Annotated in this window: 21 protein-coding genes and 2 pseudogenes; 6 read left to right on the top strand and 17 right to left on the bottom strand. The window is 53.2% G+C overall.

Annotation, left to right across the window (positions count from 1 at the left end; all coding sequences use genetic code 11):
• Nucleotides 1–18 precede the first annotated feature (18 nt).
• From ET810_RS03080 to ET810_RS03070, 3 genes and pseudogenes are all read right to left on the bottom strand, one after another.
• A pseudogene (locus ET810_RS03080) lies at nucleotides 19–2,782 on the bottom strand (DEAD/DEAH box helicase).
• A 35-nt stretch (nucleotides 2,783–2,817) separates the two neighbouring features.
• Nucleotides 2,818–4,839, bottom strand: a complete 2,022-nt coding sequence (locus ET810_RS03075) for a YhgE/Pip domain-containing protein (RefSeq protein WP_087454063.1) — start codon at nucleotides 4,837–4,839, stop codon at nucleotides 2,818–2,820.
• Between the two features lie 42 nt (nucleotides 4,840–4,881).
• Nucleotides 4,882–5,649, bottom strand: coding sequence for an ATP-binding cassette domain-containing protein (locus ET810_RS03070; RefSeq protein WP_087454064.1), 768 nt, complete (start codon nucleotides 5,647–5,649; stop codon nucleotides 4,882–4,884).
• Nucleotides 5,650–5,809: 160 nt separating this feature from the next.
• On the opposite strand from ET810_RS03070, the gene ET810_RS03065 reads away from it, so the two are divergent.
• The 3 genes from ET810_RS03065 (at nucleotide 5,810) to ET810_RS03055 (ending at nucleotide 8,575) form a co-directional block, all read left to right on the top strand.
• Nucleotides 5,810–6,412: a TetR/AcrR family transcriptional regulator gene (locus ET810_RS03065; protein ID WP_087454065.1), complete on the top strand. Its 603-nt coding sequence runs from the start codon at nucleotides 5,810–5,812 to the stop codon at nucleotides 6,410–6,412.
• Nucleotides 6,400–6,936: a CE1759 family FMN reductase gene (locus ET810_RS03060; protein WP_087454066.1), complete on the top strand. Its 537-nt coding sequence runs from the start codon at nucleotides 6,400–6,402 to the stop codon at nucleotides 6,934–6,936. Before ET810_RS03065 ends, ET810_RS03060 begins: the two co-directional genes overlap by 13 nt.
• Nucleotides 6,937–7,168: 232 nt before the next feature.
• Nucleotides 7,169–8,575, top strand: coding sequence for an L-serine ammonia-lyase (locus ET810_RS03055; RefSeq protein WP_134315920.1), 1,407 nt, complete (start codon nucleotides 7,169–7,171; stop codon nucleotides 8,573–8,575).
• A 66-nt stretch (nucleotides 8,576–8,641) separates the two neighbouring features.
• On the opposite strand, the gene hisS is transcribed toward ET810_RS03055, so the two are convergent.
• From hisS to tpx, 3 genes are all read right to left on the bottom strand, one after another.
• The gene (gene hisS, locus ET810_RS03050; RefSeq protein WP_087454068.1) at nucleotides 8,642–9,913 is read right to left on the bottom strand and encodes a histidine--tRNA ligase; all 1,272 of its coding nucleotides are present in this window, start codon (nucleotides 9,911–9,913) and stop codon (nucleotides 8,642–8,644) included.
• 83 nt (nucleotides 9,914–9,996) lie between these two features.
• Complete coding sequence (locus tag ET810_RS03045; protein WP_087454069.1) at nucleotides 9,997–10,635, bottom strand: MBL fold metallo-hydrolase; 639 nt, start codon at nucleotides 10,633–10,635, stop codon at nucleotides 9,997–9,999.
• 58 nt (nucleotides 10,636–10,693) lie between these two features.
• Nucleotides 10,694–11,191, bottom strand: a complete 498-nt coding sequence (tpx, locus tag ET810_RS03040) for a thiol peroxidase (RefSeq protein WP_087454896.1) — start codon at nucleotides 11,189–11,191, stop codon at nucleotides 10,694–10,696.
• A 198-nt stretch (nucleotides 11,192–11,389) separates the two neighbouring features.
• On the opposite strand from tpx, the gene ET810_RS03035 reads away from it, so the two are divergent.
• Complete coding sequence (locus ET810_RS03035; protein ID WP_087454070.1) at nucleotides 11,390–12,244, top strand: peptidylprolyl isomerase; 855 nt, start codon at nucleotides 11,390–11,392, stop codon at nucleotides 12,242–12,244.
• Between the two features lie 409 nt (nucleotides 12,245–12,653).
• On the top strand, nucleotides 12,654–12,920 hold the full coding sequence (locus ET810_RS03030) for a hypothetical protein (RefSeq protein ID WP_134315921.1): 267 nt from the start codon (nucleotides 12,654–12,656) through the stop codon (nucleotides 12,918–12,920).
• Between the two features lie 168 nt (nucleotides 12,921–13,088).
• Here ET810_RS03030 and ET810_RS03025 read toward each other — a convergent pair whose 3' ends face one another.
• Nucleotides 13,089–15,368, bottom strand: coding sequence for a RelA/SpoT family protein (locus ET810_RS03025; RefSeq protein ID WP_087454897.1), 2,280 nt, complete (start codon nucleotides 15,366–15,368; stop codon nucleotides 13,089–13,091).
• A 75-nt stretch (nucleotides 15,369–15,443) separates the two neighbouring features.
• Nucleotides 15,444–16,001 carry an adenine phosphoribosyltransferase gene (locus tag ET810_RS03020; protein WP_087454072.1) on the bottom strand — a complete coding sequence of 186 codons (558 nt, stop codon included), beginning with the start codon at nucleotides 15,999–16,001 and terminating at the stop codon, nucleotides 15,444–15,446.
• A 9-nt stretch (nucleotides 16,002–16,010) separates the two neighbouring features.
• On the opposite strand from ET810_RS03020, the gene ET810_RS12965 reads away from it, so the two are divergent.
• Nucleotides 16,011–16,145 (top strand): hypothetical protein, encoded by a 135-nt coding sequence (locus tag ET810_RS12965; protein ID WP_259493860.1) that lies wholly within the window; start codon nucleotides 16,011–16,013, stop codon nucleotides 16,143–16,145.
• Between the two features lie 13 nt (nucleotides 16,146–16,158).
• Here the strand turns inward: ET810_RS12965 and ET810_RS03015 are convergent, their stop codons facing one another.
• The 9 genes and pseudogenes from ET810_RS03015 to ET810_RS02975 all read right to left on the bottom strand — a co-directional run bounded on the left by ET810_RS03015 (nucleotide 16,159) and on the right by ET810_RS02975 (nucleotide 26,521).
• Entirely contained in the window at nucleotides 16,159–17,799 is a 1,641-nt protein-coding gene (locus ET810_RS03015) for an ABC transporter substrate-binding protein (protein WP_087454073.1), read from the bottom strand.
• Between the two features lie 227 nt (nucleotides 17,800–18,026).
• Nucleotides 18,027–19,148: a protein translocase subunit SecF gene (gene secF / locus ET810_RS03010; protein WP_087454074.1), complete on the bottom strand. Its 1,122-nt coding sequence runs from the start codon at nucleotides 19,146–19,148 to the stop codon at nucleotides 18,027–18,029.
• Nucleotides 19,145–21,013, bottom strand: coding sequence for a protein translocase subunit SecD (gene secD, locus ET810_RS03005; protein WP_087454075.1), 1,869 nt, complete (start codon nucleotides 21,011–21,013; stop codon nucleotides 19,145–19,147). The genes secF and secD overlap by 4 nt, the downstream gene beginning before the upstream one ends.
• Nucleotides 21,014–21,352: 339 nt before the next feature.
• Nucleotides 21,353–21,688, bottom strand: coding sequence for a preprotein translocase subunit YajC (gene yajC / locus ET810_RS03000; RefSeq protein WP_087454076.1), 336 nt, complete (start codon nucleotides 21,686–21,688; stop codon nucleotides 21,353–21,355).
• A 46-nt stretch (nucleotides 21,689–21,734) separates the two neighbouring features.
• Complete coding sequence (gene ruvB / locus ET810_RS02995; RefSeq protein WP_087454077.1) at nucleotides 21,735–22,832, bottom strand: Holliday junction branch migration DNA helicase RuvB; 1,098 nt, start codon at nucleotides 22,830–22,832, stop codon at nucleotides 21,735–21,737.
• 21 nt (nucleotides 22,833–22,853) lie between these two features.
• Nucleotides 22,854–23,468, bottom strand: coding sequence for a Holliday junction branch migration protein RuvA (gene ruvA, locus ET810_RS02990; protein WP_087454078.1), 615 nt, complete (start codon nucleotides 23,466–23,468; stop codon nucleotides 22,854–22,856).
• Nucleotides 23,469–23,630: 162 nt separating this feature from the next.
• Nucleotides 23,631–24,212: a crossover junction endodeoxyribonuclease RuvC gene (gene ruvC / locus ET810_RS02985; RefSeq protein WP_087454898.1), complete on the bottom strand. Its 582-nt coding sequence runs from the start codon at nucleotides 24,210–24,212 to the stop codon at nucleotides 23,631–23,633.
• Nucleotides 24,213–24,625: 413 nt separating this feature from the next.
• Nucleotides 24,626–25,378 (bottom strand): YebC/PmpR family DNA-binding transcriptional regulator, encoded by a 753-nt coding sequence (locus ET810_RS02980; RefSeq protein ID WP_087454079.1) that lies wholly within the window; start codon nucleotides 25,376–25,378, stop codon nucleotides 24,626–24,628.
• 281 nt (nucleotides 25,379–25,659) lie between these two features.
• A pseudogene (locus tag ET810_RS02975) lies at nucleotides 25,660–26,521 on the bottom strand (acyl-CoA thioesterase).
• Nucleotides 26,522–26,523 lie beyond the last annotated feature (2 nt).

Here is a 26,523-nt window from a genome sequence, read left to right as displayed (position 1 = left end):
CCACGCTAGACCAGGATGCTACTGCGAATCCGCAACGTTTTCTGCAGCATCCGCGGTCTCAAAAGGCTCAGCAGAATCTAGTCCAAGACGCACACGCTCGGCAGCTAAAATATCCTTAGCTAGTTGAGCTTCAGACACATCGACCGCATCGTGCACGTCTGCCGATGCTGCTTCGCGCGCGTATTCGTCGAAAAGCTTACGTTTCTGAGCATTGATCTCCAGTAATCGTTCATCGATGGTCTCATCTCCGAGCAACCTATAAACGCTTACCGGCTTTGTTTGTCCCATGCGGTGCGCCCTGGCAATGGCTTGATCTTCTAACGCAGGCTTTACCTGTACTTCGGTGAGCATCACCACGCTCGCCTTTTGGATATTAAGCCCCACGCCCCCGGCACTTATCTGAGCCAACAAAACGTCTTGTCCATTGGACCCAAGCCTGTCCACGAGCTCTTGTCTTTTAATCGGAGCAACATCGCCGTTGATGATTCCGACGCTTCTCTGGCCAAACTCAAGATGTAGCCGATCAAGGACATTTCTAAAGTAGCTAAAGATAAGGATGTTCCGGCCTTCGGTGGCGGCCTCATCAGCGAGTTCGATGATTCGTTCAACTTTTGCACACAGCGGGCGTTGCGCGACCATCGCAGCCCGGCGCGCGGACATCCAATTGCCTTCTGCCACGGCGTGTTTATATTCTGCGAGATCCTGTTCTGTGAGGTCGATCCACTCATCTGTCTCGATTTTCGTGGGGAGCTCGTCAAGGACGTCTGTTTGATTTCTGCGGAGATAAGCTGGCGCGATTGCGGTTTTAAATTGTTGTGGGCGGAGGTTTTCTTTGTGATCTAGTAAGTAGGTCTGGTTGTATGTAAGCGACTAGTTGACGGAATTCGCTCAGTCGATTTTCTAGCGGGGTGCCTGTCATAAGCAGTGCGTATTCGGACTGTTCGATGAGAGCTTTGACGGCTTGGGATCGTTGGGCGGCGGGGTTTTTGATGAAGTGTGCCTCATCAATGATGGATATGGCTGGCGCGGGGATTGGTAAGGATCGTGCGCCTTCATAGGTGACGATCAGCACTCCGCCTTTGGTGGTCCAGGTGGACAGGGCTGCTTCTTTGAGTTCTCCGTGGGCCACATGGACAGGGATTGTTGAGAATTTGCCGAACTCTCGGCGCCAGTTAACGATGAGGGACGCAGGCACTACCACGAGTATTCGTGCGTCTTCTGCGGTGTCTGCTTGTGCGACGATATGCGCTGCGGCAGCGATAGCTTGGACTGTTTTTCCTAGGCTCATTTCATCGCCGAGGATGACTTTCTTTTGTACTAGAGCGAATTTGGCACCAAAGCTTTGGTATCCGCGAAGGTAAAGCTCTGTGAGCAGTGATTGATCGAGGCGAAGAGCTCGTATTTTGGCGATTGTCTCTTCTGGCAGGGCAGATTGCCCTGATTCATTGCTTTCTACTTGTCTTAATGCAGACCAGAGGGTTTGGTAGTGCGCCGGGCGCGTTTGGTAGTCCTCCCACACGGCTTCACCAGGGTCTGCAACGGGAGGCGTGGCAAATGTTTGGGGTGCTGCGTTAGCCCACGAGATGTCTTCGATGAACTGCTCATAATCTGCGTCGGTGCTGCGCTGTGTTGAGGAGGGGTCGATAAGCCCTGTGGGGTTTGCCGTGCGGGCGACAAGGAAGGGGGCGCCGATAAGCGCGATGTCTCGTGGGGTGCCGCGGAAGTATCCGATGAGTCGGTCTCTTCTATTGCGTTGCTCTTCCGACAGGTTGTCGGCTTGTTCAAAGCGGGCCAGTATTTGTAGCAGCTGTACTAGTTCGGGTGTGCGGGTGTCTCCAAGGTTGGTCAGTGGTGCTGCCATGGCCTCAGAGTAAAGTGTCTGGGCAGCGCCTTTGATTCTTTTGGCGGTGGCGGCCCCGATCCCGGATACCTGGGTGAGCGTAGTCTCTGGGGTTGAGAGCACGTCAAGCACGCTAAAAACTCCCACGTTTTCCAGCCCGGTGAATCTTAGGCGCTCATTGGTGACTTCTTTGAGTGCGTCTAGCGGTAGGCCGCGTACGAGTTCGGAGGCTTGACGCGATGTGATTGCTCGTGCAATGTGTTCTGCTTGCCCTCGCAGGTTAGAGACAGAATTGGGGTCGTTTTCTATCTGGGTTACTAGTCTCCTGGCGGGGATCACATAGCTACGGTCGAGGGAATCGAAAGTCGCGGTGCCTATTCCCACGCCTATCCCAAGGGCCTGTGCCAGGGAGCCGCGGGCAGCGGCAAGGTAGTGTTCTGGTGTGCCGTGGATGCCTGGGGTGAGGTGTACGCCTAGGTGTTGGGCGCGATTGGCGTCGTCGGCACGCGAAAGAATATGCATGATGCTCAGCGTGGCGCTATCAATGGCGGGGTTTGATAGGAGGCGTTCTAGCTCGGCTGTTGCTTGTTGAGCGGCAGCGACGTTAGTAGAGCTAAAGAAGCTGAAAAGCCGGCCGTTTGCGGCGTTCGCAGACTGATCTAGCAACGGGATCAGTGGGTTAATGAGTGCAGAATAGCTCTGCACTGTGGCCGCTATCGTTTCTTTTTCCTCGGCGAACTCTGCGTGCAGGTAAAGCCCGTGTGGCCAGGTGATAGTGGATGTGTCAATCAATCGCACCGATCCGGCCTCAATCCCCATGTGTACGGCACGAGCTGTGGGGAGGTCTCCAGAAACATATGAGGCCACGGCAACGGCTCTATCTTTGAGGGAGATGAGCTGTTGCGCGCGGCCTCGAATAGCGGTGAGGTGACTACGATCCATGTATTAGAAGTCTAGGTCACTGCTTGACTTCAGCGTTAGACAGAAACTTCTGGGTGTAGGTCCTTCATCTTCATTTGCCGTTCTCGCAGTGCTGCAAAGGTGGAGAAGCTAAGGAATAGTGCAGCGATGAAGAAGAGCACTACTAGGGACTGAAGCGCTCTATGATCCAGCGTCATATCAGTGTGGTAGATCATCTGGCGCAGGAGATTTACCGAGTAGGTCATCGGATCGTATGTATGGAACCAACGCAGCGGTGCAGGTTGTGTTTCCGGTGGATATAGTCCGCCTGAGGAGACAATCTGCAAGGACATAAAGGCGATGCAGAGCACTCGGCCAACGGTGGAGCCAAAGACTGCGTTGAAACCTTGGGTGATAGCCATAAACGCCATGGAAGATACACACATGGCCGCCCAAAGGCCGATCTCGTTGTATGCATCTAGACCGATCGCGTAGCGCTGGACAAAGAACATTACTGTCGCCTGCGAACAACCCACGATGACGGCAGGAAGGTACGATGCGAGCACTGCTCTGAAGGGGGCTACGCCGGTTTCGATGGCTCGACGTTGCAGGGGACGCATCAGCATAAAGGTGACGGTTCCGCCCATGAATAGCCCGAGCGCAATAAACATTGGTGAAAGTCCCACTCCAAAGAGGGACATAGTGTCTTTGGTTACTTCTTGTTTGACTGGGGTCGACACATTCCGGGCGGCATCGTCTATCGTTTTTTCGTCAAAAGAAGGAACCTTGTCTGCACTCTGGTTGAGTTTGAGCGCTAATTCGCCAGATCCTTCGGAGAGTTTGACCAGGCCAGAGCTTAGCTGCGCAGCGCCAACGGTGAGTTGCTGGGAGCCTTCAGAAAGCCGACTCGTTCCGTCCGCAAGGGTTTGCGTTCCCACGACGAGTTGTTCGGAGCCGTCGGCAAGCTTGTGCAACCCAGTGGAGAGCTTCTGCGCACCATCCGTTGCCTGGTTGACGCCGGAACGGTAGGGCGCTGCGGGATCCGAAAGCTGGCGATGGATTTCCGCAGCTCCATGAGAAAGCTTATTGAGCTGCCCGATGATTTCAGAGTTTCCGCCGATACCTTGTGCAGTAATAGACGCGATGATTGCATCTGCGCTATTGGCTAGGTCGATTGCTTGCGGAATACCCGTTGCCCGCAGCTGTGCACTCAAATTGACCAGCGGAATAGTCAGCTGATCCTGGGCGTTACTTGCCTGACGCGCAACACCTACAAGCTTATCGACGCCCGCCGATACCTGCCCTGCCCCATCACCTAGGGTATCTGTGGCGGTATTAAGCCGTTGCAACCCAGAGGCTAGAGTGTCTGCGCCGTCCTTTGCCGTGCCGATTCCTTGGTGGAGTTGCTTTGTGCCGTCGGCAAGCTTGTGCGCGCCTTGGTCGGCAGCCTCGATGCCGTCGTGAAGCTGCTTCGTACCGCCCTCAAGTTTTTGCGCGCCGTCCTTTGCCGTGCCGGTGCCGTCGGCAAGCTTGTGCGCCCCGTCGCCTGCTGCATGCAGCCCGCTGCCGATTGCGTTAAACCCCACCAACAGCTGGTTTGCTACTCGCGTTCCAAGACGCTCATTAACGCTGGCTAGCACGCGTGCCACTACCTGATTTCCCACCGTGGTGGCCAGAAAACCATTGGCATTGTTGTACACGGCATTGAGCTTGGCTTGGTGTGGCTTATCCGTGCTCGCACTGATTGCTGCTTCAGAGAAGTCAGAGGGGAACTCGATGGCAAAATAATAGGTGCCGTTAGCTATGCCCTCTTTTGCTGTCTCAGGATCGACTTCAATGAATTTAGCCGCCGGATTGTTAACCAGTTTTTCCACAATCTGGTCACCGGCTTTAATATCTTTGCCGTCCTTTGTCGCGCCTTGGTCAGAATTGACTACGGCCACAGGAAGCTTGTTAAGGCGTCCGATTGGATCCCAATAAGACCAGACAAAAAGGCCACCGAAAAGCAGCGGCATCAAAACGATCACGACGATAGCCAGCGGGGGGAGCTTGCCATGCCCGAACCGACGAAACTCGGTCCCAATATGGAATAGGTTCACTCGCCTATCCCCTTTCCTATCCGTTGGCGTTGTTGCTTCATATCACTCATTGCTATCCCCCAGCTGCAACAGGTTATCGAGTACATTTTTCTCCCGATCCTGCGCCCGTTTTAGCGCACCGGCCACCGGTACATCGGCATCGCAAATTCCGTCCACATCCGAGTTAGCAGACACCGTGACTACCGGAAGCACCTCGGATACTACTTTCAGCTGGCGTAAGAGATCCGCTCGCAGACGGAGACTCCTAATCTGGTCAATATCGTCCACGATAAGAAGATCCGCATCGGGTCGCGACGTCAAGGCCAAAGCAATCCTCAACGCAAAGCGTTCCAGCGGATCTAGCTCACCGACCTTCTTTTTGCCAAAACTCGCAGTGGCCTGGATACCAAGTAACTCTGCCGCTTGAACAAAGCTATCGATCTTCTCAATCGAAGAAGGCACCCGACGCCACCAGCTACTCGTCCACGCTGCCTGCTCGCGCACCACAGCTTTGACCGGCACAAGCCGTTCCAGCGAATCAAATTCAGGGATTCCTGCCAAAGCCACATGCTTATGGAGCTGTCGTGGAGTAGTCATTTCTCCTGATGCAGAGTTAAGCATCACTGTCCCAGACTTAGGCTTCATACGCCCAGCCAGGGTCAATGACAGCGTGGTCGCCGAGTTTTCGCGACCGCAATGCAGCAATGTCAACCCCGGTTCAACATCAAGATACGGCAATTCAGTGCTGCTGGTGAGTACGAGGTCTCGAGCGGTCAGCACCACCGGCTCGTCGGGAGCCTGCGATGACGTGTGTGCTTCAGACGGGTCCATGTATTCCTCTGCTTCACTGGTTTACGAGAACCAAAGTGAGATGTTACCCTCCACATTGGAGTCAACAACATATTTCTCTCCCCGTGCTGCAATGTCAAACAGGCCTGCGCACAGATACTTCAGCAAAGCTTATACCCCTCCCAGCACAAGGAACCCCATAATGCGATCCGACGCCATGCGCAGACGTAATAGTCTCATTGAAGCCGGGATGTCCCTGCTCATCAGGGATGGAAAGGACATGACGCTCGAATCAGTGGCCGAGGAAGCCGGAGTAGGCATTGCCACCCTGTATCGCAATTTCCCCACGCGTAACGACCTCGTCCATAGCTGCATTATCGCTATCGCTGACCGTGGAGTCGCTGAGCTCAAGCGCATAGCCGACGCCCCACCTTGCGATCAAGAAGCCGCACTAGACCAGCTCAATGAGCTGGTTAACCTCATCACGGCTGTCGGACTCAACATACTTATCCCGGCGCTAGTCCAACCCGAGGAAAAACAACTTCCTCCCGATTTTGTGAGACCCCGCGAGGCACTTTTCACCCAGATCCGCAGAATCGACACGAATCTCCGCACCACAGGCCTTATCCATTCCAGTATCTCCGGCATTGACTTCTACACTGGGATTATCGCGCTATGCGCACCCCCACACTTTGATATGGGAACGCTCCCCGCCCCATCAACAAAACATCTCATCGCTATCTACTTAGCGGGATGCCGCGCCGGAATATCTATTAAGGAGGCCTCTTCATCGTGCGAACAGTGACCATTGTGTCCGCAGGACTCTCCACGCCATCAAGCTCTTTATCTCTTGCACAAGAAATCGCCGCTGAGGTTCGCAAGGAAGTTGCAGCCTCAGGGCAAACGCTCACAGTGCAGGTTATAGAGTTACGCAATCTTGCGGTCGATCTCGCGCACTCGGTGACAGAAAACGCTACCTCCTTGGAATTGCAGCAGGCTATTGATTCTGTACGTTCCGCCGACGCCCTCATCGCGGTAACCCCGGTGTTTAAGGCCAGCTATTCCGGCCTTTTCAAGATGTTCTTTGATGTATTACAACCACAAGATATTCATGAAATGCCTGTGATCATCGCCGCTAATGCAGGTTCCCAGCGGCATGCGCTCGTCCTTGAATACGCCGTACGCCCATTGTTTACGTATCTCAAAGCGGCGACTGTTCCCACCGCAATTCTGGCCACGCCACACGATAGACTGCCGGAAAATTCCGATGCCTTCTGCCAACGAATCCACCGCGCGGCACACGAGCTTGCGCTTCTTTTAACGCCCTAGGGTTTTAAAAAAATACGATGTTTTAGTCCCCGTGATAACGGCAATAACAGAAAATTCTCACCACGAATGTAGAATCATCACACCCTGCATTACCCCAGAAAACAGACTTATTAAACGCCATAATCACAGACCACTAGATCGCTAGACGCCATATCGCCACCATTCGGGGGCTGAACTTGTTGTGCTCTATCTCTACTATGGATCTCACTCACCCGTTTTTAAAGGAGCACAGATGACCATCAGCATCATCGACTTGTTCAGTATCGGCATCGGCCCCTCGTCCTCACACACAGTAGGACCGATGCGCGCCGCGAACCATTTTTCCAGCGCCCATCCAGAACTCTTAGGCGCAAAAATTTCCGTCACGTTGCACGGATCTCTTGCTGCAACCGGAGTCGGTCACGGAACTGACCGCGCAACCATACTCGGTCTTGTAGGTTATGAGCCAACCACTACCACCCCCGACATCGCTCCAGCATTCGGCGAACCAGTAGCCACTGAAGGCACGGTTACTGGCCCCGACGGCATCGTCTCTTACCAACTTATTTTTGATCCCACGCCCCTTCCAGAGCACCCCAACGCGATGACGTTTATCGCCTATGATTCCACGGGAAACCAGCTGGCAGAACCCGAGGTGTACTTCTCCGTCGGCGGTGGATTCATCCTGACTAAGCAGGAATTCCATGCACAGCAAGAACCCCTTGGTTCTGGCGCATCCACAACGTCTCGGGTTACTTCCGACGATCCCCTGCCATATCGATTCCGCACGGGCGATGAGTTGCTATCTGTATGCAAGCAATCCGGACTTTCCGTAGCAGAGATCATGATGTCCAACGAGGTGGCAATCCATAGGGATGCTGCACCCGTCATCAAGCACATTGATGCGGTTTGGGAAGCTATGCAGGAATGCGTAGTCCAGGGAATTAAGACACCGGGTATTTTGCCAGGTGGTCTTAACGTCCAGCGCCGGGCACCCGGGCTTCACGAGTATCTTCACCGCGACATAGACAACGCTCACGAGGATACCCTGCGTGCAATGGAATGGGTCAACCTCTATGCTCTTGCAGTCAATGAGGAAAACGCTGCCGGCGGCCGTATTGTCACCGCTCCTACTAATGGAGCTGCCGGCATTATCCCGGCAGTCATGCACTACGCCCGAGACTTCCGCAAAGACTTGTCCGCTGATTGGCACCGCGATTTCCTCCTCTCCGCAGCGGCGGTAGGAGTGATCATCAAGCTCAATGCTTCTATTTCAGGCGCAGAGGTCGGATGCCAAGGAGAAGTCGGCTCAGCGTCAGCTATGGCGGCAGCCGGACTATGCCAAGTCATGGGCGGAACCCCTGAGCAGGTAGAGCATGCAGGGGAAATAGCGCTTGAGCACAACCTCGGACTCACCTGCGACCCCGTGGCTGGCCTAGTCCAGATTCCGTGCATCGAGCGCAACGCAATCGGCGGCGTGAAATCTATCAACGCAGCACGCTTGTCGCTTATTGAGACCGGGCCTCACCGCTTCAAGCTCGATGAAGTCGTGAAAACAATGGCAGATACCGGCAAAGACATGCTCACAAAGTACAAAGAGACCTCCATGGGAGGCCTGGCAGCCAACCTCGGACTTCCAGTGAACCTCACCGAGTGCTAAAGACAGTTGAAGGCCTTGACCCCAGAAATATCTGCTCTGGGGTCAAGGCCTTCGCCCATCACACGGTTAAAGACGTGCTTTTAGCTCAGCTACCAGATCGTCTATAGCAATATCGTGTTGTTCCTTTGAGACCATATCCTTAACTGCAACAACACCTTGTTCCAGTTCACGGTCTCCTACAACCAGCGTAAAGCGAGCCCCCGCACGGTCGGCACCTTTCATGGCACCTTTCAAACCACGGTCGCCATAGGACATATCTGCAGAGATGCCCTGTGCACGCAGCTTATCGACGATGCCAACCATACTCCGCTTAGCCGTTGCCCCCATCGGAACACCGAAAACAGCAACGCGGGATCCGTCAGTGACAGTTTTTTCTTCTACCTGAAGCGCCAGTAGGCAACGATCAACGCCTAAGGCATAACCGATTCCAGAAAGTTCCTGTCCTCCGAGCTGTGCCATCAAGCCGTCATAGCGACCTCCACCACCAATACCCGACTGTGCACCAAGGCCATCATGGACAAACTCGAACGTGGTTTTGGTGTAGTAGTCCAAGCCACGCACCATTCGAGGGTTGACTGTGTACGCCACCCCGAGGTCATCAAGAAGACCAGTCACTGTTTCAAAGTGCTCGCGGCATGCGGAAGAAAGATTATCCAGCATGAGCGGCGCATCGGCTGTCATTTCACGCACTTCAAGGCGCTTGTCATCGAGCACACGCAGCGGATTAATCTCAGCCCTGCGGCGAGTCTCCTCGTCGAGAGGCAACGCAAAGAGAAAGTCCTGAAGCTTTTGACGGTACGCCGGGCGGCAGGAATCGTCGCCAAGCGACGTGATCTCCAGCCTGTATCCCCGTAGACCGATGGCTTTAAGAGATCTGTCAGCGAGAGCGATTACTTCTGCGTCCAACGCTGGGTCATCAATGCCAATCGCCTCGACGCCTACTTGCTGCAGCTGCCTATACCGGCCAGCTTGTGGGCGCTCATAGCGGAAAAACGGACCATAGTAATTGAGCTTTACCGGAAGCTGACCGCGATCAAGGTTGTGTTCGATCACTGCCCGCATAACGCCGGCGGTACCCTCAGGACGCAACGTCACGGAGCGTTCTCCGCGATCAGCAAACGTGTACATCTCCTTGGAGACAACATCCGTCGACTCACCGACACCCCGAGCGAACAGTGCTGTCTCTTCAAACACAGGAAGCTCGATGTGCTCGTAACCAGCAAGATGGGCCTGATGTGCGAAGGTGTCTCGAACACCAAGGAATTCCGGCGATACCGGCGGAATATAGTCAGGCACGCCTTTCGGTGCCGAGATTGTCTGAAGCTTCTTTGTACTCACACCGAACTACTTTAGTCATGAGTAGCCAAGAACGCGCAGTGGGTTCACACAACCACGCACATGCTTGGACTCTCGTGTGTTTTTTAAAGCAAGGGGCGCAAGTACGGATTGTTCATTCGCTCAGCGCGCATTGTCGTCATCGGTCCGTGACCCGGCAAAATCTGAAGAGAATTATCAAGGCAAAGAACTTGATTTTTTAGGGTCTCTTGCGTTGCTTGAGGGTCGGAGTGCATAAGATCAGTCCGTCCAATAGATCCTTTGAAAAGAATGTCGCCAGAGAAACAGAACTCAGAGCCCACCAAAAGTACAGAACCGGGCGAATGCCCTGGCCCGTGTCGAACTTCGAACTCTTCTCCCCCAAGCTCGATGCGCTGCCCGTGTTCTAGGCTTTGTCTGTCATTGGGCAACGCCATGTCCTCGGCCGCAAAAAGCAACAGGGACTCCTTGGACATTCCTTTACCTTTATCCAGGAAAGCTGCATCCGCATCGTGGATATAAACTGGCACACCCCATTTGTTGGCCAATGCCGCCGCATCACGGATGTGATCGATATGCCCATGCGTGAGCACTACCTGAACAAGGGATACTTTCTGTTCAGCAAGAAAGGCCTCAATGTGAGACTGGGCATGCATCCCCGGGTCGATGACGCTAGCTTGGTCGCTATGAACCAAGACGTAACAGTTTGTTTGATAGGGGCCCGTAGCAAAGCCAAGAATCTCCATAACGCCCTATTTTAGGCCCCTAGCGTACTGAACGCGAAGAATTACTTTCCAGATTGCTCTACTGCAGTGCAGCTAGAGCAGAGTCGTAGTGCGGCTCTTCAGTGATCTCCGAAACCAACTCTCGGTGCTGAACAACACCCCGCTCATCAGTAACCACCACGGCCCGACCAAAGAGGCCCTTCAACGGCGAGTCCTCCAGAACAACTCCAAAGTCTTTACCAAAAGCAGAGCGGAAAGCTGATGCGGGGATCACGTTATCCAGGCCTTCCGCAGCACAGAATCGGTTAAGCGCAAAAGGCAGGTCCATAGAAACACACAGAACAACCGTGTTATCCATCCCGCTTGCGAGTTCATTAAAGCGACGGACCGATGCCGCACACACATCAGTATCTACTGACGGGAAGATGTTAAAAACAATGCGCTTTCCTGCAAAAGTAGCCTCGCTAAGGTCCGCAAGGTCGGCTCCGGTGAGTGTGAATCGTTTAATCGGTTCTCCCACATTCGGAAGATTTCCGCTGGTGGTTACGCTAGTTCCATGAAAATGTGTCGTTGCCATGCCAGCCACAATAGGTGCCAATGGCAAACTTCGCCATAGTTGAGGTCAGAAAACCTGAAATTTCCCATAACCCCGGCTTTCACACTGACCTAGATAACGGCATCAGTTTTTATCAAGTGTTGCCTCCCACTAGGCTCAGGTTAGAATAATCCGCGACTTCATCCGCGCAAAGATCAATAAAACGTAAGGAAACTACCTGTGAGCAACAATAAGCAGCGTCGCGAAGAATCGATGCGCGCGCTAGAAAAAGAAATTAAGTCGCGGGATCGCTCCGAGAAGACCAAACCGCTCGGAGTAGTAGCCACGGCTGCGGTAGCTGTCTTGGCTATCGTCGGTGGAATCTATTGGGCAAACTCTTCCGGATCCAACGATGAGCAGGTTTCCACAGAATCCTCCTCCGCTGCCACAACCACGCCTGAAAAGCCGGATTTCAAACCTTTATCGCTCACACGAGAAAAAGCCCTCCCAGACTCCGTCTCCTGCGAATACAAGGATGCGGGCAAGGCTTCCAAAGAAGTATCCAAGCCTAAAACCTCTGATGTGACCACCAAAGGCACGGTCACAGTTGATCTCAAAACCAACAAGGGCGACGTGGGGCTGGAGTTGGACCGCTCGGTTTCACCGTGCACGGTGAACGCCATTGAGCACCTAGCGTCCGAAGGTTACTACGACAACACCGTTTGCCACCGCCTTACCACCAACGGCATCTTTGTACTCCAGTGCGGTGACCCAAGCGGTGCCGGCTCCGGAGGACCAGGCTTCCAATTTGCCAATGAGTACCCAACGGATGAGATGAAAGGCGCGACCACCCCGGTTGTCTACGGACGTGGAACCATTGCCATGGCCAACGCTGGCAATGACACCAACGGCTCCCAGTTCTTCCTCAACTACAAGGACTCCCCACTCCCACCGAACTACACCTACTTTGGCAAGATCTCAGACAGCGGACTGAAGACTCTCGACGCCATCGCGGAAGCAGGTGTCAAGGGCGGCGCCACCGATGGAGCTCCTGCTGAAGAAGTCAAGATTGAAAAGGCAACCGTGAAGTCATAAGTTCACGACCATTGCCTGTTAGCGGAAGCCTCTGCACGAGCTCCCCAGGCGATAACCCTCAAAGCCTCATTGCGATCCTGGTATACAGCAGGGCGGCAATGGGGCTTTTATATTGTCCCATTTATGTTCTTGCCCTGTGTGGCTATGTCATCATGATTCAAGAACAAGCGCTTCAAAACTTAACAAAAGTTGATCAAACACTTGCAAGAATATATAATTATCCTGAAAATTATTCCACCACTCCCCCGAATCGGAAATGCAATCTTTGCAAGCTCCCCACCTTTCACAGGAAAGTAAGGCAATACTTATTTCCCCTGACAGCGTGTGAAAAAGAAAAGTTGCGCAAAGGTGTGCACTAGACTACCATCACCGTCAGTCTAGATTCCCTTAACCTAAAGGACCAATAGCTATGAAGCTCCTCTCCCGCAAGGCTCTCATCTCGGTTGCCACCGCCACTGCCATTGCAGCAGGTTCCCTTTCCACCCCGGCTTTCGCTGAGGACTCTACCTCTACTTCTGGAACTAACGAAGTTAAGGACAAAGGAAGCTCCGGCAGCTCTGACAGCAACATCAGCGCAAAAGACATCAAGGAATGGATCGGCGTTGTTTCCGCAATCATCGGTATCATCACCACCATCCTGACTTTCGCTGGTCGCCTGGACAAGTTCTTCAAGTAAATCTTGATTAACGCGGCCTTGACCGCTCTCCTCCCCGCAACGTTGACGGGGAGGATTTTTTATTTCTTCTTCACACAACACTCCGTGTATATGTCTCTAGCTCAGGCACGAGTGTCATAACAAAAGGACCGCCTTGTGCCAAGACAGTCCTCTCATACAGGCGTGGTTCTATCCGCCAGAAGTCACCCGGTAGACGTCGAAAACGCCCTCGGTGTTTCGCAGCTGTGTCATCAATGATCCCAGCTGTTTAGTATCCGATACAGAGAATGTAAAGCGTACGGTGGCCACGTGGTCATCAGAAGCATTAGAGTTCATGGCAATAACCTGGACTCGTTGCTCATTGATCACCCGTGTCAAGTCCATAAGCAGGCCGTCGCGATCCAGTGCCTCCAGCTGAAGCGTGGCGGCAAAGACCGAGCCGCCTTCAGATGCCCACGAGACGGAGATGAGGCGCTGAGGCTCGTTTTTCAGGCTATCCGCGTTGGTGCAATCCGTCCGGTGCACCGATACACCGCCACCGCGTGTGACAAACCCAAAGATGTCGTCACCTGGAACCGGCATACAGCATTTGGCCAGCTTTGCCATAACGTCCGGGCTGCCCTCGACCAAGATGCCGTTTTTGTCCGTGACCTGAGTTTTAGAGTTAACGAGCTCGCTAAACGGCGTGCGCGCCACCAGAGTGTCTTCAGCATCATCCGTGCTGCCAAATGTGGCCATGAGTCGGTTAACCACATGTGCTGCCGACACTGAGCCCGAGCCGATAGCCGTATAGAGAGCATCCACGTCCGGGTAATGCAGCTCCGTTGACACCTGTTTCATCGAATGCGCGGTAAACAGGCGATGCATAGGAAGCCCGCCCCGCTGCACTTCTGCGGCAAGGGCATCGCGACCAGCCTCAAGGTATTCCTCGCGACGTTCCTTGGCAAACCACTGCCGGATCTTTGCTTTAGCGCGCGGGGAGACAACAAAGTCTTGCCAGTCCCGGGAAGGGCCTGCGTTTTGGTCTTTAGAGGTAAAGACCTCGACTCGGTCGCCAGACTTGAGTGTGGTTTCAAGCGCTACGAGTTTGCCATTGATCTTGGCGCCAATGCATCGGTGACCCACCTCGGTGTGCACTGCGTAGGCAAAATCCACAGGAGTGGAGTCCACTGGCAAGTTGACCACATCGCCTTTGGGGGTAAAAGCGAAGATCTGCTTGCTCGTGAGGTCATAGCGTAAGCTGTCGAGGAATTCGTTAGGATCAGCCGCTTCCTTTTGCCAATCCAGTAGCTGCCGCATCCACGACATCTGGTCGATCTCAGCCTGCTCGCCGCTGTTTTTACCCTTGGTCTCTTTGTAGCGCCAGTGCGCAGCAATGCCGTATTCGGCATTAAAGTGCATCTCATGGGTGCGCACCTGCACCTCCAGCGGTTTGCCCTCGTCCCCCATCACCGTGGTGTGGAGGGACTGGTACACGCCAAATTTGGGGGAAGAAATATAGTCTTTAAATCGCCCCGGCATCGCAGCGTAGAGCGCATGGACAACGCCAATCGCTGCGTAACAGTTATTGATGCTGTCTACGAGTATGCGGATACCGACGAGGTCAAAGATATCCTCAAAGTCTTTACCTCGAACAATCATCTTCTGGTAGATAGACCAGTAGTGCTTTGGCCGCCCCATGACCTCAGCTTCAATATGGTTTTCTCTCAAAGATTGTTGCAGCTGAGACGTGATTTCCTTGAGATAGCGGTCTCGCGAGGGCGCGCGGTCCGCAACCAAACGCACGACTTCCTCGTACTTTTTGGGATAGAGGATGGCAAAGGAGAGGTCTTCAAGCTCCCACTTCACGCTGGCCATTCCCAGCCTGTGTGCCAGGGGCGCAATTACTTCAAGAGTCTGACGCGCTTTCTTCGCTTGCTTCTCCGGGGGGAGGAATCGCATGGTGCGCATGTTATGAAGACGATCGGCGACTTTAATCACCAGCACGCGGGGATCCTGGCTCATAGCCACGATCATTTTTCGGATTGTCTCTGCTTCCGCAGCCGCACCTAGGGCGACTTTGTCCAGCTTTGTCACGCCGTCGACAAGCCGTGCTACTTCTTCTCCGAAGTCGCGCGTGAGGTCTGCTAAGGAATACTCTGTGTCTTCTACGGTGTCATGGAGCAGCGCCGCTACCAGCGTTGTGGTGTCCATGCCGATTTCCGCGGCGATCGTCGCAACAGCGAGCGGATGGGTGATATAGGGATCACCCGATTTTCGGAACACTCCCTCGTGAAGATGCTCCGCAGTGGTATAAGCCCGATCTAAAAGCACAGGGTCGGCCTTTGGATGAAACTCCCGGTGAATGGCCAATAATGGTTCCAACACCGGATTAACGCGGACTCGGTTACCCGTTAGGCTTCGCGCCAAACGCGCCGACATGCTCCGCATCGAGCTCTGCTGCTTCTGCGGTCGTTTTTCTTGCGCCATCACCGCACCCATGTGCCCTTTCCGTATACGCAGGGCCGATAAGGCAGCCCCTTGTATCCATCCGCTAACCGGAGCTTAATTTATGGTCTCCGGTTCATTCACTACTACAAGAGGTGCATCGCTGAGACGCTCTCGCCCTTTGAGGTTTTTTACTTCTAGGACAACTGCATAACCTGCAACTGTTCCACCACAATTCTCAATCAGCGACTTCGCTGCTACGAGTGTACCGCCTGTGGCCAAAACATCATCAATGAGGACTACCTTTTTACCGTGAAGATCGATCCCCTCACCTGGCAACTCTAAGGCAGCCGTACCATATTCAAGTTCATATTCTTGAGTATGCACAGGAGGCGGAAGCTTGCCTTTCTTCCTAATGGCAAGGATTCCTTTACCCGTGTTATAAGCCACCGCCGAGCCGAGAAGAAAACCACGTGCATCCAACCCACCGATGAGGTCCGCCCCCATTGTTTTCGCCGCAGCCGACAACTCATCTACCACAAGCCGAAATGCCTCGGGGTCCGCCAGTACGGGGGTCAGGTCCTCAAAAAGAATGCCAGGGGCGGGAAAATCTGGAACAAACCTCGTTTTCGAGGCAAGCGCATCTCGTGCGTTCATATAAGTGTGGTGGCTCATGCTTTGTCCTTGGAGCAACGTGTTCAAATGATGGGGGCAGGAATTGTGTATTCCGGCCATGATGTCAGCGGGAAACGCGGCAAGAAAATGCTTGTCGACGCCCCCTCAAGCGCCACCTGCAGCATCATCTTCAGCGAGTCATAAAAAGCGAACTAAACTATCGAGCCCCCACTACGTTCCAACGATCCATATTCCAACCAATCCCAGATAAGTCTGTATTAGTAACCACGTTACCCACTGCCTTATCCACTACAAACACTCGGGGCTGGGAAGCCAAAGGAATAGTGGGTACTTCTTCCCAAGAACGTCGCTCCGCTGCCCGCGTCGCTTGGACGTTATTGCTCAAGCTAGCCACGTCCGCATACTCCGATGCTGGATCTACTGCCATCAAGATGGCGTCGATAGTGCCTTCCTCGGTAAGGCCGACACCCGAATCTGTGACGTGAGTATGGCTCAGATCAGCTAAAGAAGCAGCCTCTTTAGCAGCATCCTCAATCGTGATTCCAGCGGCAGCACACGACTTACGGATTTCCTCGACCATAGCTTTCTTCCGAGTATCTGGGCCGTCGTATCCCACCCTGATCGTCTTGCCCTCTAGCCGCTTAGCTGCATCGATATTCACGTGGGTGTGCGGCTCGATAATGTCCCTTAGCTGTGCGTTAACGGCATCAGTTGCGCGCACGGTTCTTGCATAAACCGGCTGGACATCCACCCCCGACGCAGTACTGGAGGCTTTGGCTACGCTCGCTTGATCCACGCATGCAGCCAAAGCCCGGCGTGCTTCCACATCCGAGAATATTCCGGCGTCACCCAAAATCAACGAATCCGTGAGCAAGCCAGTCTCTGCTTCCACTGTGTAGGGGTTGTGCGAATCATTGCGGTCGAGCCAACTAATCAAATCCGTATTAGTCACATCTGCAATTTGCAGGCTGCCTTTAGTGCGCAGCTCGTTAAGGTCAACACCACGCGGCCACACAACCAGGCGGTCTAGCGCAGCTTTTTCCCCGTTGTACAAATCATTACGGACAAAAACCACTTCGCCTTTGTCCCCCACCGACTCTATTTTGAATGGGCCCGAGGCAACCTGGAGTTCTGGATCAAAATGATTCAAATTAAACCCGTTGTTCCAGATCTCTGCGATCTTAGACAAAGCTACATAATCTCTGGATTTGAGAAGCCTATTGAGCTCGTCAAGGCTTATGCCCGCTTTAGCCGCTACAGCATGTGCAGGCATGAGCACACCGGCTCCAAAAAGCTGGCGCCACCGAGCACCAAAGTTTTCTTTATACACCACCGTTGCTTGCTTTGACCCGGCTGCGCATTCGACGTGATCAACCTGCTGGGCTAGAGGCATGTGAGACTCAAACAAAGACCCCATGCTGCCTGCCGTAAAGGCCAGGAGGAAAGCATCACATGTTACGGGCTTCCCATCCGAATAGACGGCACTATCAGCAATCTTATAAATAACCCGTTGGCTAGGACCTGGAAGAACCTGAGTCTCCACCAGAGTTCTATTGGGAATCAATTGGCCTTTAGGACCTGACACATACGCCGACGGGTAGAGCCTTCCGGCCATCAGCTGGGCATTGGTAGAAACTCCAACATTGGTGCCGGCGTTTGTAGTCACCAGGTAATCGTCTACCGCATACCCAAAGTGCTTGCTATTACCAGCCGCACCATCCCCCGCGTTGTCACTGCCGCACTCCGTCAAAAGAACTGAGGACACGACTACTGCCGCAAGCGCTTTCAAAGCAAAACCTATGTTCCAACCATGTTTTACCGACAATGGCCGACGCATATGGCTACGTCCGTGGTCTTTCGGTGCTCTCAATTAGACGGGCCCTTCATTTAGCTAAAGAGTGAGAAGCTTACGCTTCCATATCAAAAAGTATAGAACGCAACCCCCTGACCACATCAATCCTTATTATATTCTTCCCCTACACCCGGTGCTGGTGAGTGGTTTCCAGACAACTGCCCCCTTGTCCTGCTGCAGAGGACAAGGGGGCAGTTATTGAGTGTTGTGCACTAACGACGCTGTGGACGCCAGCTCGCACCCGTAGACGTGGGGGAACTTACGGTGCGCTTGTGAGCGTCGGAAAGCTCAGTACTATGCGCATCATCAGCACTCTCCGCGGAATCTTGAGCACCGTTCTGAGGGTTTCGATGTTCAGCAACCTTTGCATTGTGAGCCTTCGTCTCCTTCGAGCGGTTTTTCAGGCTCACAAGGATGGGAGTTGCAAGGAAGACAGAGGAGAAAGTTCCTTCAATAACACCAATGAGCTGCACAAGTGCCAAGTCCTTGAGCGTTCCCACACCCAACAGCCACACCGCAATCACGATCAGAGCAAGAATCGGGAGCGCCGAGATAACCGTGGTGGAAATGGAACGCATCACAGTTTGGTTGACTGCTAGGTTTGCGTGTTCTGCGTACGTACGAGATCGGTTCCCTAAATAACCGGCTGTGTTTTCGCGAACCTTATCAAAGACGATGACGGTGTCATACAACGAGAATGCGAGGATCGTAAGCAGACCAATGATCGTTGCGGGAGAAACCTCAAAGCCCAGGAGGGCATAAATACCCGCAATGGCGACAAAGTCCACAAGAAGTGCCGCAATAGCCGCCACGGCCATTTCGCGTTCCAGACGTACCGCAATGTAAATAAACACGGCGACCAAAAAGACGAACATGGAGATCAACATTCGCTTAGTGATCGTGGAGCCCCACGATTCTGACACCGTGGAATCGCCGATAGCGTCTGGAGTTTGTTTCCCGGATGTATCAGCAGGCTTATAGGCCTCAAAAAGTGCCTGGCGGGCGCTACCGATCTGTTCCTCCGACAGCCGCTTGGAATTAATCTCCAGGATTCGGGTATCACCAGAACCTACGATCTGAACCAATTTTGGTTCAACGCCCGTGGCTTCCTCAAAGGTCTTGGACACTGAGGTAGTTTCCAAGTTCCCTGCCGGCATGTTGATTTTTGTGCCACCAACAAAGTCAATCCCCAGGCTGAACCCGCGAAGAGCGATGCTGACAAGGCACACGAGCAAGATCGCCGCAGTTGCCCAGTACCAGGTCCGACGCTTGCCTACAAAGTCGAGGCCACCGTCGCCCGTATACAGCTTATTTAGAACTCCTTTGGAACTCACTTGTTGTCTCCCTCATGCTTATCAGCTTCTTTGGAATCGGCGGATACCCCGACGAGCCCATGTTCGGAGTCAGCCACCGTGGATTGATGCAGCTTCCGTTCCTGTTCACGCTGTTGAGCGATTTTAAAGATCTTGCCCATTCCATTCGCGCTTGGTTTAGAGGTCCAAGGCTTCCGTGAAGCCATAATCACCAACGGCGCAGTGACCAAGAAGGTCACCACAATGTCAAAGAGCGTGGTAAGACCCAGTGTAAACGCGAAGCCCTTAACGTCGCCTACAGCGAGGATGTAAATGATGACCGCACCAATAAGCGTGACAGCGTTGCCCGTGATGATCGTCTGCTTAGCTCGCTCCCAACCACGCGGAACGGCTGAACGGAAAGTGCGCCCATCCCGCACCTCATCCTTGATGCGTTCATAAAGAACCACAAAGGAGTCAGCTGTAGTACCAATACCGATAATCAAACCTGCGATGCCCGCTAGATCCAATGAATAGCCTATCCAGCGGCCAAGCAAGACCAAGGAGCCATACACCAGAGTGAAAGAGGTGAACAGGGAGAAGATCGAGATGATTCCGAAGAATCGGTAGAAGTAGAAGGAGAATGCCGCTACCAATGCCAGGCCCACGAGTCCTGCGATCAAGCCGGCCTTCAACGACGCAGTTCCCAACGATGCAGGAACGGTGGTGGTGGTTCCACCAGACTCACCGTTTTCGCCTGCGAAGCTCAGTGGGAGTGCTCCGTATTTCAGGTTGTTAGCCAAATCTTGAGCTTCCTGCTGGCTAAAGTCGCCGGTGATCGACGTTGCCGAGCCAACTGGTGTCGGAGACTGGATCACAGGAGCAGAAATAATCTGTGAGTCGAGGGTGATAGCAACCTGCTTCCGCAGATACTTCTGAGTCAGATCAGCCCAAGTGGTACTACCTTGATCGCCGTTTTCTGACTTGAAGGAGAAACCAATCTCCATCTGGCCGGTTTGACTATTAAGACCACCGGTGATCGGACGGTTAGTATCAATCTCATTGCCGGTAAGCCGCTTCGCGTCCTTGGCCTCCGGATTCTCCCCAATCAGAGTAGGAGCTGGGTCGAGTACATAAACGCGGCCGCTACTGGGGTCACACGTGACAAGTGGCAGAGCTGCGTCGTCAGTTCCCTGGAGCGGGTCTGGCTGATCAGTGCACTTGAGCAAAGAGCTCGCAGCCAGCTGCGTTGTGGCATCAGTAGACTGGCGATCCTTCTTCAGCGCATCAATGACTTTTTTACGGAAAGCCTCGGCCTCGATGGAGTTAGCTGGAGTTTCCGGAACAGCAGCGGTGACTTTGGGAGCCTTTGCGTCCTTTTCCTCTTTGCCTTGAGCTTTAGCTAAAGCTTTGGAGGTGTTTTCAAGCGCAGTGTTTGCTTCATCGGCGTTGAGAACCCCGATAGAGACCCAACGGTTTGCCATAGCCTCCAAAGACTCTAGCAACTTTGCAGTATCTGGCTGCGCTGGAGTTGCGACAGGACGGAACAACAATTGAGACGTTTGTCCAAGTGCGCGCGCCTGGGAAGTGTCTTCACCGGGAACAGTAATAACAAGGGTGTTGCCATCGGTGACAACACTTGCGCCGGAGACTCCCATGCCGTTCACACGGTTTTCGAGGATCATCCGCGCCTGCCGCAACTGTTCATCGGTCGGGTTTGCGCCTTGCGGTACCAAAGTAACGCGGGTACCGCCCTGCAGGTCAATACCAAGCTTTGGTGTGGTCTTATGGTCACCTGTGGCAAAGATCAATGCATAGATCACGGCGATAATCAGGACAAAAAGAGCAAGCGCCTGCTTGGGCCACGCTCTGGATCCTTTAGCCGCCTTCTGTGATTGCGAAGGCAATTGAAGTTCTCCTCTTAACAATTCTGCCCTCCCCTTATTTATGTAGAGGAGAGAGCGACGATGATTCAGCAGACGTGCACGGTGGCTCGTCGTCAGCAAAATCAAATCTATGTGTGATAGCGGCCGGGACTCACGCTAAAACCGCAGCCACAACCGTTCCGTTCCACGCCTGAGAAAACGCTAACAGAAATATCCTCGGCTAATGGTACGGCATAACTCCGGTAGGTTGTCACGCACCCCACCCGGTTAAGGTGACCCTAATAATTAAAAATCTTTTACGTTCGCATGCTTGGGATGCTGGGCACGTCACAGCCCCCCTAGGTCGCTGAGCAACCCGCGCTAGTTCTGTGGTTCTAGCGGATTGTCATCCTCATGACTTTCCAACTTAGCCTCCGCAGCAGCTTTATTGGTTTCTGCGGTCAGGTTCTTCACCACAGCAAACTTCTCATATGTGCTGACAACTCCAGGGCTTGTCTCAAGTTCAACAGTTTCTGCGTCGATGCCTCGGATCGTGGCGTGCAATCCAGCGGTGGTGACAACAACGTCTCCGATCATCACGTTATTTTGTAGCTCCTTGAGCTCTTGTATACGTCGTTTCTGCTTCTGCTGAAACAGAAACGACGGAAGAAGGAGAACCAAGAGGAGGACAATAAGCAGGATGAAATTAGTAGACATAGGACCTCAGTCTGCCAGAAAGGGCGGCACTAGCGGTAGCCGCCTCCTAGCTGCGCTCGTCGCTAAAGTGCGCGAGGCCTTCCGGAGGCACTAATCCTAAGTGGCGCCACGCTGCAGCAGTAGCAACGCGTCCACGACCCGTCCTGGTCACCATCCCTGCACGTACCAGATACGGCTCACAGACCTCTTCCACAGTTGAGGGTTCTTCACCCACGGCAATAGCAAGCGTACTAACACCCACTGGGCCTCCCCCGTGGCCTTTAATAAGCGCTTCCAAAACGGCGCGATCGAGACGGTCAAGGCCTTTTTCGTCCACATCAAACACCACTAAAGCTGCGCGCGCGGCCTCTACGTCGATATGTCCATCAGAATGGACTTCCGCAAAATCCCGCACCCGACGCAAAAGTCGGTTAGCAATACGAGGTGTTCCCCTAGAGCGTGAAGCTATTTCGACCGCAGCATCATCGTCGATAGTGACACCCAAAATCTTAGCGGCGCGCAGCACTACCTTAGTCAGATCAGAGTTTTCATAGAACTCCATCTGAGCGGTGAAACCGAATCGGTCTCGCAATGGGCCGGTGAGCATTCCAGAGCGAGTCGTAGCACCCACGAGGGTAAACGGCGCAAGTTCGAGCGGAATCGACGTCGCTCCTGGACCCTTGCCCACGATCACGTCAATCCGGAAATCTTCCATCGCCATGTACAACATTTCTTCTGCAGGGCGCGCCATCCGGTGAATCTCATCAATAAAAAGCACATCGCCTTCCATCAGGTTAGACAGCATCGCTGCCAGGTCACCGGCGCGTTCCAACGCTGGGCCCGAGGTCATTCGCAGACTCGTTCCTAGTTCATAGGAGATGATCATTGCCATCGTTGTTTTTCCCAAACCGGGCGGGCCGGACAGCAACACGTGGTCTGGGGTCACCCCTCGATTTTTTGCGCCTGTCAGCACAAGATTAAGTTGGTCCCGAACTTTGGGCTGGCCAATAAACTCATCAATGCTTCTTGGCCGCAGTGTTGTTTCTGTGTCGTTTTCCCCCGCCTGCTGCCGAGCGTCCACTGGGGCGTCTTGAGGCCTGCCGGTCTGAGCAGCCCCACCCCCAGACGGAACAATGGTGAATTCAGTCTTTTCTACATTTGCCATGAGTTATAGCCGTCCCTCGTCCTATTTCTTTGTGCCCAGCGCGCTCAGGGCTAGGCGCAGCACCTGGGACGTAGTCGCATTCGGAGACTCTGCCAACACGGAAACGACCACAGGTTCTGCGACTTTTTCTGTAAAACCGAGGCCGAGAAGAGCTTCGAGTACTTGCGCAGAAACATCGCTCGTGGCTAAAGAAGTACCTCCCGGCGCGGGAGCAGCAGTACCTCCAGCGGTAATAAACGCTGAAACCTTGTCTTTGAGGTCAACGATAATGCGCTCTGCAACTCGCTTTCCCACTCCTGGTATGCGTTGAAGAGTCTTTGCATCCTGATTGGCAATCGCGTGTGCTAAATCTGTGGCTGACAACACCGATTGTGCTGCCAGAGCTAGTTTTGGCCCCAGACCAGAGACCGTTTGCAGCAGCGTAAACATCTGACGAGACTCGTCATTGGCAAACCCGTAAAGGGTTTGGGAGTCTTCTCGAACCACCATGGTGGTCAAAACAAAGAATTCTTCCCCTCTGCTCATGTGCGCCAAGGTGCTAGGACTAGCGAGTACCTCATAGCCGACCCCGTTGCACTCAATAACTGCGCTACCAAGACCGATGGAGGCTACAGTCCCGCGGAGGGAAACGATCATGGTTAATACCTTTCATTGAAAATCTTCTTTTCCACGCACGTGGGAATATTGCGGGAACATTGTTTGACTCATCAAAAGACGGTCCGCAGCGAGTTAGCTTTCTTCTACCAATCGTATCGCCAAAATTATCAGTCTATGGATTGCACGGAACCGACTCCGGTTCTATGAGTTATCCGATGCAGCGGTTTTAGCTAGCAACGCCAATCGCTTTTTCTGTTCCGCACTTTGTTTTTCAGTCCTACGTTGTATTTCCAACATCGGCGCACGCCAGCAGTGACAGACTGCAAGGGCCAACGCATCTGCAGCATCAGCAGGTTTGGGAGGTTCATTCAACCCCAAAATCCGCGTAATCATTGCGGTCATTTGTTTCTTATCTGCTCGCCCATTTCCTGAGATAGCTTTTTTAGCTTCACTGGGTGTGTACATGTGCACGTCGATTCCGCGCTGAGCTGCCGCCAACACCAACACACCAACACCATGTGCGGTGTGCATGACAGTGGAAATGTTGCCTCTCTCAAAAATCCGCTCAATAGCCACTACGTCAGGCTGATATTCATCCATCCATTCGTTCACAGCATCGCTGAGCTCAAGCAGGCGCGCAGTGAGGTCAGCTTGAGGCGGTGTTCGCACAACGCCCACAGCAATGGGCATAACTTGCCGACCCCGCCCAGCTTGCACCACGGATAGGCCGCACCGAGTCAGACCAGGATCTATTCCCATCACGCGTAAACCCTCGGTGCTCATTCCCATGTTCCCCTATCAGTGCGCTTAGGGACTCACTCCTAAGGCCATTGTTGCCAAATATTCGTATGCATCACCGCAGCTGCGTTACCACAGCGGAAAGACGATGCCTTCCCGAATGGCGGTCCGTGGTTACCCAAAAAACAACAGTCCGCTTAAAGCGCGATTGCTTTTCGGCGCTTCCCATTTTCTCGGCAAGCCAAGGATTCCATACGCTCTTCAAATTTAGCACATAATTGCGAAACCTTTCGCCATGTAATTTCTAGAGTCAAAGCGAGTCTGCCCCTAGCCACCAATCATTTTCCTCAGTCTCCTTAAGCTCCCCGACAACTCCATGACGCAAAAACAATAGAAAAGCCCACCGCGCAATACTCATTGCACTGGCTGCGGTGGGCTAATAACTGGCAAGTTATCTACTAAACATCAAGCTCTGCGAGAACTTCATCGCTGAGATCCATGTTGGTAAACACATTTTGAACATCGTCAGAATCTTCAAGCGCATCGATCAAGCGGAAAATCTTCCGAGCATCGTTTGCATCAAGCGGAACCAGGACGTCTGCACGGAAATCAGAGTCTGCATCCTCTACCTCAATAGCGTTTTCCGTGAGTGCATCTCGGATAGCAGGAGTATCGCCCGGCGCGGATAGCACCTCAAACTTATCGCCAATCTCGTTGACTTCCTCCGCTCCGGCATCCAGCACGGCCATGAGCACGTCATCCTCGGTAAGTTCACCCTTGTTTACTATGACTACGCCGCGACGTTTAAACATGTAGGACACTGCACCGGATTCCGCCATGTTTCCGCCGTTTTTAGTCATAGCGGTACGAACTTCAGAAGCTGCCCGATTGCGATTATCGGTAAGGCACTCGATAAGTACTGCGACTCCGTTGGGACCATAGCCCTCATACATGATGTTCTGCCAGTCAGCGCCACCGGCTTCTTCACCGGATCCGCGCTTACGGGCACGCTCGATATTGTCGTTAGGAACGGAGGCCTTCTTGGCCTTCTTAATCATGTCATCCAAGGTTGGATTCGCAGAGGGGTCTCCGCCACCGGTACGTGCAGCAACCTCGATGTTTTTGATCAGCTTGGCAAATTCTTTACCACGCTTAGCATCGTTAGCAGCTTTCTTGTGCTTGGTGGTAGCCCATTTGGAGTGGCCTGACATTGACTCCCTTTCATAGTGGTGCGCCGTACAATCCCCACTTCTTACAAGGTGAGCACTGATATTTTGGTTCCGATGTCATTACTAGCGTTGTCTAAACAGGGGCGCATTTTTATCAAACGCAACCCCATAACAGCAATGTCATAAAAACTGAACGTACGACGTCGTCATGTAACGCAACGGCGCCATTATACGGCAGAATCCGCAATTTTTTAGTGTTCGGCCTAGGTTTTGGGCCTCGTTTTCCTCTACACAGCCTTTCCCTACTGTTTTCGTTATCCTCTCTACGCCTCGGAAGTATTGAAGGGAAGCGGCTCTTCGGTAGCCGAGATGGTTCTGGTTAATCCTTCTTGAGTGGTCATGGCAACAAGATCACCAGAGCTATTAAAAATCCGTCCTTGGGTCAGTGCTCGACCTGCATGTGCCGATGGAGAAACCTGATCATAGAGAAGCCATTCATCCGCTCTAAAGGGACGAAGAAACCACATCGCATGATCCAGTGATGCTAATTTGACGCGTTCGTTTGGATGTGGAACGAGCGAAGAATGCAATAGCGTCATGTCAGACATATATGCAAGGGTGCAGATATGAAAGGTTTCGTCGTCGGGTAGCACTTCTTTTGATTTAAACCAGATCACCTGCTGGCTTGCGGTATAGGGGTTGTGATCAAAGTCAGTGTCGGACACTTTTCGGATGTCCCAGTCTCCCCATTCGTTCAGAAGAGCCCGAGAGCTCGCGGGGAGGGCATCTCTGTCTACGTGAACGTCTTCTGGATGAGGAACCCGGCGCATGAGGTCAGAGTGCTCCGGGCCTACGTCGTCTCGCCGATGAAAGCTCGACTGCATGCTGAATATAGGGCGTCCATCTTGGATTGCAGTCACGTGACGGGCAATAAAACTCCTGCCGTCTTTTACCCGATCAACCTGAAAAATCGTGGGCTGAGAAGAATCACCAGCACTAACAAAGTAAGCGTGAAGGGAAATGCACAATAAAGTCTTCAGTGGGCACCGTCCGGGTGGCGGCAACCAGTGCTTGTGCGGCCACCTGACCGCCAAAGGTTCGTGTAAGGGAAGATGCCACCGCCGGACCACGGAAAATATCTCTATCAATATTTTCAAGATTTAATACTTCATATATCTTGCTCATAG

The sequence above is a fragment of the Corynebacterium silvaticum genome, from assembly GCF_004382825.2.
In the GTDB taxonomy this organism is placed as follows: domain Bacteria; phylum Actinomycetota; class Actinomycetes; order Mycobacteriales; family Mycobacteriaceae; genus Corynebacterium; species Corynebacterium silvaticum.
Note: the sequence above shows the minus strand (reverse complement) of the source record. Positions and strands in the feature narration are given on the sequence as shown.

Coding starts and splice junctions, on each gene's coding strand:
- ET810_RS03020 (WP_087454072.1), bottom strand. CDS start 16,001: ATGAGCCACCACACTTATATGAACGCACGAGATGCGCTTGCCTCGAAA.
- ruvB (WP_087454077.1), bottom strand. CDS start 22,832: ATGGCAAATGTAGAAAAGACTGAATTCACCATTGTTCCGTCTGGGGGT.
- ET810_RS03015 (WP_087454073.1), bottom strand. CDS start 17,799: ATGCGTCGGCCATTGTCGGTAAAACATGGTTGGAACATAGGTTTTGCT.
- ruvC (WP_087454898.1), bottom strand. CDS start 24,212: ATGAGCACCGAGGGTTTACGCGTGATGGGAATAGATCCTGGTCTGACT.
- ET810_RS03045 (WP_087454069.1), bottom strand. CDS start 10,635: ATGGAGATTCTTGGCTTTGCTACGGGCCCCTATCAAACAAACTGTTAC.
- tpx (WP_087454896.1), bottom strand. CDS start 11,191: ATGGCAACGACACATTTTCATGGAACTAGCGTAACCACCAGCGGAAAT.
- ET810_RS03070 (WP_087454064.1), bottom strand. CDS start 5,649: ATGGACCCGTCTGAAGCACACACGTCATCGCAGGCTCCCGACGAGCCG.
- ET810_RS03055 (WP_134315920.1), top strand. CDS start 7,169: ATGACCATCAGCATCATCGACTTGTTCAGTATCGGCATCGGCCCCTCG.
- ruvA (WP_087454078.1), bottom strand. CDS start 23,468: ATGATCGTTTCCCTCCGCGGGACTGTAGCCTCCATCGGTCTTGGTAGC.
- yajC (WP_087454076.1), bottom strand. CDS start 21,688: ATGTCTACTAATTTCATCCTGCTTATTGTCCTCCTCTTGGTTCTCCTT.
- ET810_RS02980 (WP_087454079.1), bottom strand. CDS start 25,378: ATGTCAGGCCACTCCAAATGGGCTACCACCAAGCACAAGAAAGCTGCT.
- ET810_RS03065 (WP_087454065.1), top strand. CDS start 5,810: ATGCGATCCGACGCCATGCGCAGACGTAATAGTCTCATTGAAGCCGGG.
- ET810_RS03030 (WP_134315921.1), top strand. CDS start 12,654: ATGAAGCTCCTCTCCCGCAAGGCTCTCATCTCGGTTGCCACCGCCACT.
- ET810_RS03025 (WP_087454897.1), bottom strand. CDS start 15,368: ATGGCGCAAGAAAAACGACCGCAGAAGCAGCAGAGCTCGATGCGGAGC.